The 15,694-nt window shown below is 37.0% G+C and carries 15 protein-coding genes; 3 read left to right on the forward strand and 12 right to left on the reverse strand.

The window, feature by feature from the left end; genetic code table 11:
- Positions 1-29: 29 nt before the first annotated feature.
- The 3 genes from rpmG to RRV45_RS15425 all read right to left on the reverse strand — a co-directional run bounded on the left by rpmG (position 30) and on the right by RRV45_RS15425 (position 2,689).
- Entirely contained in the window at positions 30-179 is a 150-nt protein-coding gene (rpmG, locus tag RRV45_RS15415; protein ID WP_057771568.1) for a 50S ribosomal protein L33, read from the reverse strand.
- Between the two features lie 77 nt (positions 180-256).
- Positions 257-895: a hypothetical protein gene (locus tag RRV45_RS15420; RefSeq protein ID WP_315665582.1), complete on the reverse strand. Its 639-nt coding sequence runs from the start codon at positions 893-895 to the stop codon at positions 257-259.
- 33 nt (positions 896-928) lie between these two features.
- Positions 929-2,689 carry a glycosyltransferase gene (locus tag RRV45_RS15425; RefSeq protein WP_315665583.1) on the reverse strand — a complete coding sequence of 587 codons (1,761 nt, stop codon included), beginning with the start codon at positions 2,687-2,689 and terminating at the stop codon, positions 929-931.
- Between the two features lie 338 nt (positions 2,690-3,027).
- Here RRV45_RS15425 and RRV45_RS15430 point away from each other — a divergent pair, with 338 nt between their 5' ends.
- Positions 3,028-3,408 (forward strand): hypothetical protein, encoded by a 381-nt coding sequence (locus RRV45_RS15430; RefSeq protein ID WP_315665584.1) that lies wholly within the window; start codon positions 3,028-3,030, stop codon positions 3,406-3,408.
- Between the two features lie 3 nt (positions 3,409-3,411).
- Positions 3,412-3,882 carry a hypothetical protein gene (locus RRV45_RS15435; protein WP_315665585.1) on the forward strand — a complete coding sequence of 157 codons (471 nt, stop codon included), beginning with the start codon at positions 3,412-3,414 and terminating at the stop codon, positions 3,880-3,882.
- Between the two features lie 40 nt (positions 3,883-3,922).
- Here RRV45_RS15435 and phoU read toward each other — a convergent pair whose 3' ends face one another.
- The 9 genes from phoU to RRV45_RS15480 form a co-directional block, all read right to left on the reverse strand.
- Positions 3,923-4,579 (reverse strand): phosphate signaling complex protein PhoU, encoded by a 657-nt coding sequence (phoU, locus tag RRV45_RS15440; protein ID WP_315665586.1) that lies wholly within the window; start codon positions 4,577-4,579, stop codon positions 3,923-3,925.
- 26 nt (positions 4,580-4,605) lie between these two features.
- The gene (gene pstB, locus RRV45_RS15445; protein WP_410489385.1) at positions 4,606-5,421 is read right to left on the reverse strand and encodes a phosphate ABC transporter ATP-binding protein PstB; all 816 of its coding nucleotides are present in this window, start codon (positions 5,419-5,421) and stop codon (positions 4,606-4,608) included.
- Positions 5,422-5,462: 41 nt separating this feature from the next.
- Positions 5,463-6,341 carry a phosphate ABC transporter permease PstA gene (gene pstA, locus RRV45_RS15450; RefSeq protein ID WP_315665588.1) on the reverse strand — a complete coding sequence of 293 codons (879 nt, stop codon included), beginning with the start codon at positions 6,339-6,341 and terminating at the stop codon, positions 5,463-5,465.
- Positions 6,341-7,303: a phosphate ABC transporter permease subunit PstC gene (pstC, locus tag RRV45_RS15455; RefSeq protein WP_315669049.1), complete on the reverse strand. Its 963-nt coding sequence runs from the start codon at positions 7,301-7,303 to the stop codon at positions 6,341-6,343. Before pstC ends, pstA begins: the two co-directional genes overlap by 1 nt.
- Before the next feature lie 55 nt (positions 7,304-7,358).
- Positions 7,359-8,351 (reverse strand): PstS family phosphate ABC transporter substrate-binding protein, encoded by a 993-nt coding sequence (locus tag RRV45_RS15460; protein ID WP_315665589.1) that lies wholly within the window; start codon positions 8,349-8,351, stop codon positions 7,359-7,361.
- 196 nt (positions 8,352-8,547) lie between these two features.
- On the reverse strand, positions 8,548-10,713 hold the full coding sequence (locus RRV45_RS15465) for a peptidoglycan D,D-transpeptidase FtsI family protein (RefSeq protein WP_315665590.1): 2,166 nt from the start codon (positions 10,711-10,713) through the stop codon (positions 8,548-8,550).
- Between the two features lie 151 nt (positions 10,714-10,864).
- A complete protein-coding gene (locus RRV45_RS15470) occupies positions 10,865-12,082 on the reverse strand; it encodes an MFS transporter (RefSeq protein WP_315665591.1) in 1,218 nt (405 codons plus the stop codon).
- Positions 12,083-12,205: 123 nt separating this feature from the next.
- Positions 12,206-12,814 carry a superoxide dismutase gene (locus RRV45_RS15475; protein ID WP_315665592.1) on the reverse strand — a complete coding sequence of 203 codons (609 nt, stop codon included), beginning with the start codon at positions 12,812-12,814 and terminating at the stop codon, positions 12,206-12,208.
- A 224-nt stretch (positions 12,815-13,038) separates the two neighbouring features.
- Entirely contained in the window at positions 13,039-14,649 is a 1,611-nt protein-coding gene (locus RRV45_RS15480; RefSeq protein WP_410489386.1) for a Na/Pi cotransporter family protein, read from the reverse strand.
- A gap of 259 nt (positions 14,650-14,908) precedes the next feature.
- Here RRV45_RS15480 and RRV45_RS15485 point away from each other — a divergent pair, with 259 nt between their 5' ends.
- Positions 14,909-15,682: a DUF1189 domain-containing protein gene (locus tag RRV45_RS15485; protein ID WP_315665594.1), complete on the forward strand. Its 774-nt coding sequence runs from the start codon at positions 14,909-14,911 to the stop codon at positions 15,680-15,682.
- Positions 15,683-15,694: the final 12 nt, after the last annotated feature.

A 15,694-nucleotide genomic window follows, 5' to 3' on the forward strand; every position in this document is an offset into this window, starting at 1 on the left:
AAAAAAAGCAGTAGGAATCACCCCACTGCTTATTTTGTCTCACGATGTGTAGTAGAACGCTTTTCTCTTGGGCAGTATTTTTTAAGCTCAAGACGATCTGGATTGTTTCTTTTATTTTTTTTAGAAATATAGTTACGATCTCCGCATTCTGTGCAAGCTAACGTAATATTCACACGCATGTAATATCCCTCCAAACTATGTTCAAACTAGTTCGTTCATACGACTTTTCTATAATATCACTTTTCAACTGTAAATGCTAGTGTGTTTTTAAAAGTGCCTCATTTAATTTTATAAGGTCTGTCTCATTTTCCCCGCTAATTACCCATGATTTCCCTTCGATGGTTTGCTTTCCTAGGAAATGGCAATCATAGAGAAATAAACTGACAGCATCGCCATTAGCCATCGGATTATATTGAAGTTTTCCGGTTATAGGACATGCCCAAATATGATCAGTAAAGACATTTCTAATAGATTGAATAGTGCTGGTGCTGTTTGCCTTCCCTTGGCAATGACCATTGGCTAGATGTACTTTATGCTGGTCTAAGTGGAAGACAACCTTCTCGGAAGGTGAAATAAATGAAAAATGCTTATGCTCTTCAAAAAAGTGATTTCTATTGCTGCTTTGATAATGCCTATTTTGAATAAGCAGCTTTATATGCAGCTGACGTTCACGAAAGTTGGTAACACTAACATTATATAATTGTACAAACGGAGAGCCTTCCTCTTGTTGTAAGTAAACTGACAGCCCTTCTTCAGGAATCATAGATTCTACCCCTGGTGTCAGCCAATATGTCTTTCCTTCAATCCAAACCCCGGGAATTACCTCTATTCCTTCCTTATTCGAAATGATGATTTCCTCTGCAGCTTTTGGTTGAATCCAAGTTTTTATTTTCATCCTAATTTCACCTCCGGATAAATTGTCAACATATTAATCATTTTCATTATTACGATGAATAAGTAATTCTTCGTATACTTTGACTGTTTCTTCAGCCATTCTCTCCCAGCTAAAAATGCTCTCAACTCGTTTTTTTCCAAGCAGTCCGATTTGCTCTGCTTGCAATTCATTTTCTAACAAATATATTATTTGCTCGATTAAGCTATCTGAACTTCCCGGCGTCATGAGCATTCCTGATCTCTTATGCTGAACTATCCCTTTTAAGCCTCCAGTATTTGAAACAATTGTCGGCTTTCCCGCTTGCATTGCCTCAAGCGCAACAATTCCAAAGGGTTCATAGCGACTTGGAAAAACAGCAATACTACAATGGTTAAACAATGCAGATTTTTGCTCATCTGTTACATAGTCAACAAAGAAAAGCTGATTTTGCAGCTGTAATCTTTCTGCCCTCATCCGATATTCATAAAGTAGAGGACCTTTCCCGGCAACTATGAAATATACATCAGGAAATTTTCTTTGCATTTTTTGGGCAGCATCAATTATTGTGTCAAATCCTTTTTCTTTAACGATGCGTCCAATCGAAAAGATCAGACGCTTATTTTTTTGAATCGGAAACCCTTCTAAAGGATTCAAGCCTTCTTTCAAAGGCTTTATCGCAGATGTCCCATTTGGAATTATATGAAGATTTCTTTCGTTAGGTATACGAAACACCTGTTTAAGTTCTCTTCTCATATATTCACTGCATACAATGACGGTATCCGCTCCTGTGATTAATTGTTGTTCCTTCTCGTGAATAAATTTTTGAAGTTCTGTATGGATACCGTTGTTTCTTCCGTATTCCGTTGCATGAAAAGTTGCAATCAACGGAATGCGAAGGGAATTTCTTAAGACAATAGCAGAAGCCCCAACAAGCCAATCATGGGCGTGGATCAAGTTAAAACGGTGAATTTTATCAATCTCCAATGCCTTATTCAGCATGGCTAGGTTTAATCCGCCTATCCAGCTAAGGAAATCTTCATCCTGATGATTTAGAGGGGTTACACGATGTATTCGAACACTATCATTCGTCTCTTCATCAGCCGCTTCATTTGAATTTGAAGTAATGACATGCACTTCATAGCCCATTTTTTGTAGACAGTGTGCAAGTCCCTGAACATGTCTCGATAAGCCGCCAACAAGATGAGGAGGATATTCCCATGATAAAATAAGAATTCTTGGTTTTTCATTTTTGTTAATCATTACCCGTGAATTGTCTACTTCCCTTGATTTATTCCCCGCATTTGAAAACTCAAATTTTCTTTCTTCAAAGGCAACCTTCTGTTTATACTCATATTTCAAGGAAAAATCCCCGTTCCAATTATTAGGCACATAATAAGTATAGGTGCTAACCATCTTGGACCAAGGATAAGATAGCTCAGAAGGCTCTGGGCAAGCCCTAAGAAGTCCACTTTCACTTTCTAGCGAATCACTCCCAATGATATTAGAACGAAGTATAGGAAAGAAATGATGATTTGAAAGCTTAATCCCGATTTCAGCATAATAACTTCGATTATTCGATAGTCCCTCCACTATTCGCTGTGATTGATTACCATCAATTATAATTTCTTGATTATATTCGTTCCTTCCCCTTATGCCGACATCTGCGGCACTATAAAGCCGGAGAGCCTTCGTTACTTTGGAGAAGGATCTGTTGAAATACCATTCCACAAGATTTCTAATATGATGAGAACTATCCCATGATACATAACAAGTGCTGTTGGAAATCATTTTTAAATACATATATTTTTCAGTCATGTTGCACCTCATGCATAATAGAGAGAAAACACATATATATGAATAGTAGAGTAAATTTATTCCTTATTTCTATATGTTATCACTGAAAACTCACTCTCACAATGAACGGAATTTGTCGTTTATTGCGTTTTGTTATTATACTTGCATTTGCTGATGAAGAAAAAATTTTCATTTCCCACATTTGCCTAAACTTATGACTTTTTCGACAAAAATCTCATTTGTTCTGCTGATTGTAATCCGACATAAACCATTCTTATTTGTTTACTTAAATAATTCAAATCGAAATTTGTCACTATTAATGATAAAATATTCGGAGAACAATAATTGAGGTGACTTATTTGGAATATTTAATGATTGGCTTGCTCGCCTTTGCTGTCATTCTGCTAATCTGTTCAGTCTTTATGAAGGATCCGTATAAGATCATTCGTGAAGAAATAGACCAGCTTTCCATGCAGCAAATTCAAGATATGTATGTCATAAAGAAAAAATTAAAGGTTCTTGAAGAAGAATTGCTTGTAAACGATGTTGAATTTCAACCGATTTCTACTATACGCCCTCCTTCTATTTCATATGAGAAAAAGGAAATACATGATATTATCAAAAATCAGGTTTGGTCCTTAGTTCAGCAAGGACTAACAGTAGATCAAATTGCAAGGCAATCATCCCTGACACCAGGAGAAGTCGAATCAATCCTAGCTGAAAAGATCGGAAGAGGATAAGAAATGAACAAGAGGAATACACGTGCCTTTGCTTTTGGAATAATCGTTTCTGTTTGTATCATTGGCTCATTTTATTTTTCTGATATGAAGGAAGATAATCCCGAAGAATTAATTATTGAAAATGCAAAGGCCTTATTAGCTGAGCATGGATATGTTGTTTTAAAAAAAGATCAATTTCATGAAAAAGAGAAGGAAAATATAGAAGAACCCAAGAATACCGAACCACCAAAGCAGCCATCTTCAACACCAAAATCCGCTGAAGCTGTTACTGTTTACACATTAGAAATAATAAGTGGTATGGTTTCACATGATATTGCTGTAATGCTTGAAAAAGAAGAGATGATCGATGATGCGGTTCAGTTCGAAACATATCTTGAGGAAAATGGCTATAGTAAAAGATTACAGCTAGGATCGTTTGAATTAAAGGCTGATATGAGCTATAAACAAATTGCAAAGATAATAACAAAAAGCTAAAAAGGCTAAGAACCTGCCTGTTTAGCTTTTTTTCATTCTATTAATTCAAGTCATATTGCCTTCCTTTAACAAGGTACAAAATACTTTCCGCGATATTTGTGATATGGTCTGCAGATCTTTCAAGATATCTGCAAATAAATGAAAGCTGTAAAATTTGCGGCAAAAACTCTGGCTTTTGCATATTAATTTGCATTAAGTCCCTAATTGTCTGTCCATATAAATCATCAACCTTGTCATCCATCTCTGCCAGCCTTTTTGCTTTTACAATGTCTTCATCATTGAAAGCCTCTAAAGATAATCTCAACATTTCTAAAGTAATACTGTGCATTTCTTTAATGTGAACAATGGGCTTTACTAACGGCTCCGAGCCAATTCTAATTGTAGATTTTGCAATATTTACTGCGAAATCAGCAATTCTCTCAATATTTGTTGCAATTTTTATAGCAACAATAATACGGCGTAGATCAATGGCTACAGGCTGCTGTTTCGCAATTAATAAAATTGCAAAATCATTTATATCTTCATACATAAGATTCGCATTAGCATCATTATCAATGATCTCAAGTGCCATCTCAAGATCTTGGCTTTCTAGAGCGATAATGGATTTGGTCAGCGCTTCCTGGGCAAAGTTGCCAATCTCTAATAATTTTCCTTGCAATTCTTTTAGATCAATATCAAACTTTTCACGAACTGACATAACTGATAATCTCCCCTTACATTCAATTAACCGAATCTTCCTGTAATATAATCCTCTGTCCGTTTATCTGAAGGTGTTGAGAAAATTTTATTCGTTTCCGCGAACTCAATAACTTCTCCGTTTAGGAAGAAAGCAGTTTTATCAGAAATACGTGCTGCCTGCTGCATATTATGAGTAACGATAATGATACTGAATTCCCTCTTTAATTCCTGTACTAATTCTTCTACTTTCAATGTTGAGATCGGATCAAGTGCTGACGTTGGTTCATCCATTAATATAACATCAGGCTCAATCGCTAAACAGCGGGCAATGCAAAGACGCTGCTGCTGACCGCCTGAAAGTCCATAGGCATTCTGATGTAATCGGTCTTTTACTTCATCCCAAATGGCAGCACCTTTTAAACTTTTTTCAACAATTTGATCCAGGATTTTTTTGTCACGAATGCCATGAATTTTCGGTCCATAGGCTACGTTCTCATAAATGGATTTTGGAAATGGATTTGGCTTTTGAAACACCATTCCAACCTTCGTACGTAATTCTTCTACCCCATATGATTTATCAAAAATGTTTCTGCCCCTGTAAGATATTTTACCTGAAGTTTTTACAATTGGCACTAGTTCAATCATTCGATTCAATGTTTTAATGTACGTGGACTTTCCACAACCAGATGGACCAATAATAGCTGTCACTTCATTTTCATATATATCTAAATTTATATTTTTCAACGCATGGTTTTCCCCATACCATAAATTAAGCTGGTCTGTCTTATAAACGATATTTTTTAATGGTTCTGTTGCTTGAGTATCCGCTCCTTGAGCATTACGTTCCTTTTGTCTTTCCATAGTTGCCATCATATTTCAGACTCCCTTCATCCACTTAACTCCTAATATCTTCTTTGGAATTTATTTCGAATCAATACAGCGATAGAATTCATGCCAATTAACATGACGAGCAGCACAATAATTCCTGCAGCAGCTATAGACTGAAATTCCGCTTGAGGTCTACCAGTCCAGTTATATATTTGCATTGGCAGAACGGTAAACATATCAAAAACTGACTTTGGTAAGAATGCAAGGAATAATGGCAATCCAAGAACGACTAATGGAGCTGTTTCCCCAATAGCTCTTGATAATGCAAGAATTCCGCCTGTTAATATACCCGGAATAGCCGCAGGCAAGACGACCTGAACAATCGTCTGCCACTTTGTCGCTCCCATTCCATAAGATGCCTCTCTTAATTCCTTTGGAACAGATCTTATCGCTTCTTGGGATGCTACAATTATGATAGGAAGGACTAACAAGCTCATCGTTAATCCAGCAGCTAAAACACTCGTTCCAAGCGCAAGTGCACGAACAAATACAGTAAGCCCCAATAATCCAAAAACAATCGATGGCACGCCAGCAAGGTTTGAGATGTTAATTTGAATAAAACGTGTAAAGCGATTTTTCTTCGCATATTCTTCTAAATAAATAGCTGTTCCAACACCTAACAATAATGACACAGGAGCTACGACCCCCATAAGCCACACTGTACCAATCAATGCTGTTTTAACACCTGCCTGCTCAGGCTTTCGTGATGGAAGACTTTGCAAAAACTGCAAATCGAGATAAGCAATTCCTTGAGTGAGTATCCGATATAATAATATTCCTAAAACAAGTAAGCCAAACATCGTTGCAGTAAAAAATATAGTCTTAAAGAGAATATTTTTTAATAGTCTTGCTTTCATACGTTTAATAACTATTGAATGTTCAATGGTTTTCATTAATATTCCTCCCTAAAACGACGAGAGATAAATTGGGCAAATAGGTTCATTAATAATGTAAACAAGAATAGTGTAAATCCTACAGCATAAATACTGTAGTAAATTGTCGTTCCATATCCTGCATCGCCTTGGCTAACTTGAACAATATAGGCAGTCATCGTTTGAATCGAACTTGTTACATCCCAATTCATATTTGGAGTGGACCCGCCTGCAACGGCCACAATCATTGTTTCTCCAATGGCCCGCGAAACTGCGAGGACAATCGAAGCAACAATCCCTGAAATAGCTGCTGGCAGCACAACCTTTAAGGATACTTCCAGTTTTGTTGACCCTAATGCGAGTGCTCCCTCACGCATTGAACTAGGTACAGAAGACATCGCATCTTCTGAAAGAGATGCAATCATCGGAGTAATCATGATCCCAATTACGATACCTGGGCTTAACGCATTAAATATTTCAAGGGTAGGAATAAATTCTCTTAAGATTGGTGTAACGAACGTTAAGGCAAAAAATCCATAAACAATCGTTGGAATTCCTGCTAATACTTCTAATATCGGTTTAATGATTCTGCGAGTTTTGTCTGATGCATACTCACTCAAAAAAATCGCTGTTGCTAATCCAATAGGTACAGCTACAATTGCAGCAATAATGGTTACCTTTAACGTGCCTAAAACGAGTGGCATTACGCCATATGACCCCTGTGTTGGCGAAAATGGATACCATTTTTTCGCAGTAATGTATTCTATAATGGAAACTTTACTAAAGAAAGTGAATGTTTCAAATATCAGTGTGAACACGATTCCAAGAGTTGTTAATACAGAAACAACAGCTGTTAATAACAAAAGAAACGGCACTACCCTCTCAACACTTAAGCTAGCACTTTTCTTTTGTTTTTTTGCTTGAATCATTTCCTGTACAGAAAATGATGAATTTTGTATTGCCAAAGAAAAAACCCCTTCCATCCACAACAAGATGAGAAGCACAATAATCGCGCTCCCCACCATAAAGTTTTAGTGATTACTTAAGACTTTCTAATGTTTCTAACGCCTTTTTATAATCTTCATCTTTTAATTTTACGTAACCCACATCTTCTGCAAGAACAGCACCATTTTCAAGAGTGAATTTTACAAATTCATACACTTCTTCTTTTTTCACTGATTCGTTCTTTACATAAGTGAAAAGTGGACGTGATAATGGAGCATACTCTCCGCTTTCAACACTTTCGTTTGTTGGTTCTACAGGACCGTTCCCGCCATCAATAGGTACTACTTTCAATGTATCTTTGTTTTCAGCGTAGTAAGCATATCCGAAGTAGCCAATTGCATTTTTATCCCCAACAACCCCTTGCACAAGAACATTATCATCTTCTGAAAGTGTTGCTTTTTCTACGATTGGTGCATCTTCTAAAATCACTTCATTGAAGTAGTCATATGTTCCAGAATCTGTTCCCGGAGAATAAAACTTAATTTCTTCTTCCGGCCATCCTTCACGGATATCAGACCATTTCCTTGCTTTTCCATCTTCTACCCACATTTTCTTCAACTCATCAACTGTTAAATGATCAACCCAATCATTATCTTTATTAACCACAACTGAAAGACCATCATTAGCTAATTTTAATTCAGTATATGCAATCCCAGCTTCTTCAAGTTGAGCTTTTTCTTCATCTTTAATTGGGCGAGAAGCATTACTGAAGTCAGTAGTTCCAGCGATAAATGCTTTAAAGCCACCGCCAGTCCCAGAGGATGCAACAGAAACTTTTACTCCAGGCTGTTCTATACCAAACTCTTCAACAACAGCTTCCATGATTGGAAAAACTGTAGAAGAACCATCGATTTTAATTTCACCTTGAAGTTGCTTATTTTCTTCACCAGCTTGTTCTGTCTTGTTTCCTTCAGATCCAGTTTGAGAACCGTTTGTTGTTCCTTCTTCTGCTGTACCACAAGCTGCTGTGAATGCCAGCACTGCCCCAATCATTGCTGATAGTGCTAAGTACTTAAAGCTTTTCATTTCTTTATTCCCCCTAAGATTTTTTCTTAATTTGTCCTACGAGTATTAGAATATACAATGACTGTAAACACGGTTTTAATGGAATGTAAAGCTTTTGTAAATCGGTATAAATCATGTGTAAATTTGTCGAAAGATGGGTACAGAAAAAAGAAAAAAAAGCCTGTCACTACAATGGTGACAGGCCTTATCTATTTTCTTATTCAGTTTCTTCTCCTTCTGTTTCTTCCATACTATTTTCATTATCTTGAGTGGCATGCTCGACATTATTACCCATTTGCCGCTGTTTCTTTAATTCAAAATATGTGTCCATGACTCTTTGACCGATGACTAAATTGGCAGAATGGCCTCGGCCTCCTTGGTATGCCCATGGAACCATAACAGCCATTGCAATTTCAGGATTGTCTTCAGGTGCATATCCTGCAAGACTTAAGTTTATTACTTCTGGCGGTTCTTTACCAAACTTTTTGCGTTCAGGTCCGTCATAGAATGCCTCCGCTGTACCGGTCTTACCGGCCGGATTATAACTTTTCCCGCCGAAATAACCGTAGGCAGTTCCGCCCGGCTCTTGAAAAACTTTTTTGAAGCCGAGTTGGACACGATCAAACCATTCTGGTTCAGCATCTACATGATTAAGAACCTTAGGCTGAATTTCTTGGACTATCGGCCCCAGCTCATTATTTTCCAGCAGTGGCTCACGAATTTCCTTTACAATATGAGGTTCCATTCGATTTCCTCCATTAGCAATGGTAGAAATATATTGAGCTAATTGCATATTGGAGTACGTATCAAACTGACCGATAGATAAGTCAAGTAAAAGTCCTGGAACATTTCCGTAATAACCTTTAAAGCCTATTGTCTCATTTGGTAAATCAATCCCTGTTCGAACTCCTAAACCAAATTGAGCAAAGGAATCCCTAAACGTTGCAAATCCCTTGTCTAGTTTTAACGGAAGTGGTGCATTAGGAATGTAGGTCCCTTCACCAATCCTGATGGCGGTATGAAACATATAAACGTTCGAGGAATACTTAAGTGCATTAATATCATTCATCGTACCAAGGTTTTTCCACGATCTCTTTGGTGGGGTTCTGCTAATTAGTATGGGAGAATCATAAAAAGATGTATTAGGCTTAATAACACCTGTTTTATAGCCTGTAAGGATAGTTGCCCCCTTAATGGTCGAGCCAACGTTATAACTCGTTGTTATATTACCTAGTGCATCATCCTGCATTACGCTTTTGCCCGTTTCTTCATTCTTTACAATTCTCTTTCCTGCCATGGTCATAATTTCACCTGTATGCGGATCCATTAAAACCACATAAGCCCTATCAAGCAAAGCAGTTCCGCCCTTTGCTTTCGCTGCCTTCAATTCTTCTTCGATGATCTTTTCTATTGCGACTTGAAGATCCATATCAATGCTTAGAACGAGATCCATCCCTCTTTTGCCTTCGGTAATTGGGATTGTTTCCAGGACATTCCCTGCCTTATCAGTAACATTTTTCACCTTAGCCTTTTGACCGTGCAGCACATCTTCATATTGCATTTCAATATAGCTTTTTCCTACACGATCATTACGGCTATAATCTCTTGCTAAATAATAATCGAGCTGCTCAGCAGGCAAGCCTTCATCTGAATCCGTTATTTTTCCAAGGACCGACTTCAAGGTTGAACCAAAAGCATAAGCTCTCTCCCAATCCGTTGTAGTGTCAACCCCTGGGAGAAGCTGAAGATTTTCACTGACAACAGCAAACTCCTCTGGTGTAACATCTTTGTTTTTAACAATTTGCGGCGTCAGCGCATAGCCGCTTGTAAAATCACGATAGATGGCAAGAATCTCTAAATCTTTCTCAGTGAGTTCGTTTAACTCTTCCTCTGTAACACGAGCAACCTTTAGACGATAAATCTCTTTATCAAGTTCTTTGCCTTCAAATTTTTCTTTTAATTTATCAATTTCCTTTTCTGAAACCTTTTCATCAGCACGGTCTTTATTATTCAGGATCCAATAATCTTTTTTATCTCTCTCTTGTACCTTATCGGTATCTTTTTCGATTAGTTTTGCAAGCCTTTCTGCCACTTCTAGCATCTCAGCCTGCTTTGCTCCGCGATTTGTATAAGTTATTGCATTTTGTGGAGTGTTATCTACAATAACCTTTCCTGTCCGATCAAACATCTTCCCTCTCGGTACTGGATTATTGACCGTAACATCCTCTGTCCGTTCAATTTCTCGCCTATAATCATCGCCATACACAATTTGCACAATGCCCAACCGAAGGACTAGCACTGAAAATAATACAAATACAATAAAAAATAAAATGTTCAGCCTGACGGGAACATGTGATTTTTTCTTCTTTTTCTTTTTATTCAATTTATCTCGACACTTCCTTTAGTTAACAAGTAACTTTCTATTTCTCTTATCCCATTCTATAAGAAATCAGCAAATTATTCTAGGAAGAACATGCGAGATGCTAAAGCAATATTTGTAAACAAGAGGGAAGGGAAGAGCTCACACTCTTCCCTTACGCAGATTGAAGCTGTATCTTTCTGACGAAGATATAGATTATGGAGTGACCAGCGCCAAGGAAAAGCAGAAGGATAGGAATGCTTTTTTCCTCGTTAAAAAAGGTGACAGCTCCCAGGAAGCACAGGATTGAAAATACCCTGCCCAAATTCACAAAAATTTCCCTTACGACAATATATTCGATTCTCATTTCAGCAGCCTTCCACCCTTTTCCTATTACATCATATGTCATGGATATATAGGGGACGAGCAGAAGAGGATAAGCTATCGCAATTGTGGCTGCATAGAAGAGCAGTTTAGAGTAGCTGATATCAAAGATAATCAGGAATATCGCCAAATATAATATTAAACCTCCAACCAAGATAGCCCTTTTCCGATACTGCTTTTTTAGGAGCCTGGAAACGAAATAGTATGCGATAAAGGAAACTCCTGAGTTGACTAGTCCATATGTCCCTAAGGCAAGTTCACTGCCTGTTGAAATAAAAACAAAAACAGATATGACAAATGCAAATGTCCCTTCACGCAGCCCTTGAAAGAAGTGAGCATTAGTGATTAGCTGCCAATTCTTATTATTTTTTCGCTCTGCTAATATTCTTCTAAAATAATACTTTCCTTTTGCCGGCCGTCTTTTTATGAAAAAGCTTAAAAACACGGCCAAAGAAAATAACGCTAAAGATGTCCCAAAGATGATTGTATAACCTGTGAATTTTTCTAACTTAGAAATGACTAAGCCCGCGGCTATCGGACCAATCATCCCTCCTACAGAAGATAAAATCCCCAGAAAGCCATTAAAAAAATCCCGATTTTCCGGTTCGGTGATTTCAAATGTTAAAACATTAAATGCAAGCCAATAAAAACCATATCCTATGCCAAGCAAGGTACCGAGAAGCAGCAAAAATTTTGATGCTTGTGTCCCTATTATTAATACAGATAAATAGAAGGCGGCAAGAAAAATAACGCCAATTCGGAGGACAATTACGCGATCTACTTTCTTTGCCCACCTGCCTGCCAAAATAAACGTTAACGGCTGAATGACAACAACGGTAAGATTATACAACCCTAAATCTTTAAAATCACCTGACTGCTTCCAAAGATAAATATTCACAAACGTATTTGACAGGGCCACACTTAATGAATATAGACCCCCGATAATAAGCAGTAACCCTAAATCTTTCGTTAATTCAACTTCACCGATCAATTTTTTAACCTTACTCATAAAAAAACTCCCCTTTGTGTCTAAAGGGTAGTTTCTAACAAAGCAAATACTCTTATACCATTTTTTCAAGAATAATAAAAAACATGGCAAAGACCTCCCCCTGCCATGTTCAGTAATATTTATTTACTTTGCAGCTGTATAGCGCTTTGAAACCTCATCCCAGTTTACAACATTCCAGAATGCACCGATGTAGTCTGGACGGCGGTTTTGATATTTTAAATAATATGCATGCTCCCAAACATCTAATCCAAGAATTGGAGTTTTGCCTTCCATTAATGGAGAATCTTGATTTGGTGTGCTTGTAACTTCAAGCTCGCCATTATTTACTGCAAGCCATGCCCAGCCAGAACCGAAGCGTGTCGTAGCAGCTTTAGCAAATTCTTCTTTAAAGCTATCAAAGCTTCCGAATTTTCCATTAATAGCGTCAGCTAATTCGCCAGTTGGCTCGCCGCCGCCATTTGGAGAAATGACTTGCCAGAATAAAGAGTGGTTTGCATGTCCGCCCCCATTATTGCGCACTGCTGTACGTGCAGCTTCTGGAACAGCATCTAAGTTTGCAATGACTTCTTCAACTGATTTAGAAAGAAGCTCTTCATTTCCTTCTAATGCGTTATTTAAGTTTGTTACGTAAGTGTTATGGTGCTTAGTGTGATGAATATTCATCGTTTCTTTGTCGATATTTGGTTCTAAAGCATCATAAGCATAAGGTAATTGTGGTAATTCAAATGCCATAATAAATTCCTCCTATGTAAAAATAATTTTCCACTCAAATGTTTCTAAATTTCTTATAATTCTGAAATTAGAATCATTCTTTATGGTACATTCTAAGATTACCAAAGTTGGATAATCGTTTCAATAAAAATGCTTCTCCACTCATATACATTTCCCTAAATCTTATAATATATCCTAATAAATAATTAAAGAGTAAGGAGTCCCCTCCTTACTCTTTACATGAATTAATCATCTTCTCCTAAAATCGCTTCTGCAATATTCACTGCATGATCGCCAATTCTCTCTAAATTACTTACAATATCAACATATACGATACCAGCTTGAGCTGAGCACTGACCCTCATTCAAGCGAAGAATATGCTGTTTACGAAGCTTTCTTTCCATCTTATCAATTTCTTCTTCTTTTTGTACAACATGCAAGGCTGCTTCTTTATCATTATGATCCAAGGCTTCTAAAGCTTCTGAAACAGTCGAAATAGTTAGCATAAACATATCGTCCAAATCAGCCATTGCTGAATCGGAAATTAAGACTTTATTAGCTAATTGATATTCAATAAGCTCAATAATATTCTCATAATGATCACCAACCCGCTCAATATCCCTTACTGCATCCATGAGCATTGTATGCTCTTCTGATTCATGTTCGGATAATGAGCTTGTCGATAGCTCTACTAAATAATCAGTAATTTTCCGATCCAAATTATTTAGCGCATCTTCAATTTGCATTGCATTATCGGAATGCTTTTGAAGCTTTGTTTTTAAATATTCATGTGTTTCTTCTAAACCTTTAATAGAGAAATGACCCATGCGCAAAACTTCCTCTTTTGCTTGACCTAATGCAATAGAAGGGGATTGCTCTATAAAAACTGGATCCAAGTGTTTTGCTTTATATTCAATGACTGAGTCCTCTCCAGGAATTAATTTCGTCACAATAAAAGCTAGTACAGCAACAAATGGCAGCTGCAAAATTGTATTGGAAGCATTGAAGATCCCATGTGCAAAAGCGATAGTCATTTCTGGGTTCAATCCCATTCCGGCTTGTATATTTCCTATTAATAAAGTAAATGGCTTTAATAATAATAAAAATATAGTTGTCCCGATTAAATTAAATAATACATGGACAGCTGCAGCTCTTTTTGCTGCAACAGAAGCTCCAATGGAAGCTAATACAGCAGTGATAGTCGTTCCAATATTATCTCCAAACAGGACTGGCAGAGCAGCTTTTAAATCAACAAGGTTTTCTGAAAATAATCCCTGCAAAATCCCAATGGTTGCGCTGGAGCTTTGTACAATCACTGTAAACACAGTTCCTACAATTACTCCTAAAATCGGATTTGCACTTAAATTAACTGTTAATTCATGAAAAGATTCTAGAGCTCTAAGAGGCTTCATTCCTGCACTCATTAGTTCTAATCCATAGAATAAAGCACCGAATCCAAAAACGATTTGTCCAAAATTATGGACCTTTTTATTTTTAAAGAAGAATAGTAATATTGCACCAGCAGCAATAATTGGTAAGGCATATGCTCCAACATCAATTCCAATGATAAACGCGGTAACCGTGGTCCCTATATTCGCACCCATAATGACTCCGATTGCTTGACGCAACGTCATAAAACCAGCGCTAACTAAACCAACGGTAATAACTGTTGTTGCTGAACTGCTCTGTATTGCAATAGTAACAAGAATTCCTGTTAGTACACCCATAACAGGGTTGGTGGTGAATCGATCTAATAAGTCTCTAAGTCGATCGCCTGCCGATTTCTGCAGACCGTCACCCATATATTTAAGACCAAATAAAAAAATTCCCAGGCCACCTAAAAATTCAAAAAGCATCTGCTGAAAATTCAGTTCCAACTTTTCCACAACTCCTAATCATTAATTCGACATTTTTCATCAAACCCTCTACAATTATTAAAGAATGTTAACAGGAAGTAAAGGGAACTTAGTTTAAATTTACAATACCTTAACAAAAGAGCTTTATATTACAGTTGTGTTACGGTTTTCAGAAAAAACTAATCAAATATTAAAAGCTTGTACAGATGTTTTTATCAAGTTAAAATAAAATGATGAACTTTTCTAAGGGTGTGTCTAAATGAATATTTTTAAACAATTATTTAAAAGCCTTTATTCTCCAAGAGACATTGCTATGTTCCGATTTCAAGGGATTGGAAAAACGATCCTATATGTCTTTTTCCTTACCTTAATTTCTATCCTTCCATCCATATACTATTTAAGTTCTGGATTAATAGATGGAGTTAATGAAGTAGAAAAAAGCCTAGGGTCTGAGCTGCCTCCATTTTATATTGATAATGGAGAACTCCATTCTGAAAAAGAAGCTCCCGTTATCCTCAACAAGGAGAATTTTACAATTATTTTTGATTCGACAGGTACTGTAGACACGAAAGAATTAAATAATAGCAAAAATACGATTGCCATCTTGAAAAATGACGCCTATTTTATCGCTGGCGGGCAGGTTCAATCATTGCCTTACTCTATGTTTAGTGATCTTTCGATTACAAATGATGATTTGCTCGGGATTCTTGCAACTGTAAATTCCTCACTAGGAATCATTATTCCGTTATTAGCTGCTGTCATTCTTATATTTGCAAGCGGGGCGAAATTTATTGAAGTTTCTTTCCTTGCCTTACTTGGTTTGTTTGTGAAAAAAATGCTAAATAGAAATATTCAATACCGCCACACCTGGCGGCTAGCAGCGTATAGCGTCACACTGCCAACTATCTTTTTTACAATTATGCATAGTCTTCAAACGGATGTACCAAATGGAGTGCTTATCAATTGGTTTGTTGCTTATATCATGCTGTTTCTAACCATTAAAGAGATCCCCCAGCCAAAAGAAAAAAAGTAAAACGCGCAAATA

This window comes from Bacillus sp. DTU_2020_1000418_1_SI_GHA_SEK_038 (genome assembly GCF_032341175.1).
Taxonomy (GTDB): Bacteria; Bacillota; Bacilli; order Bacillales; family Cytobacillaceae; genus Cytobacillus.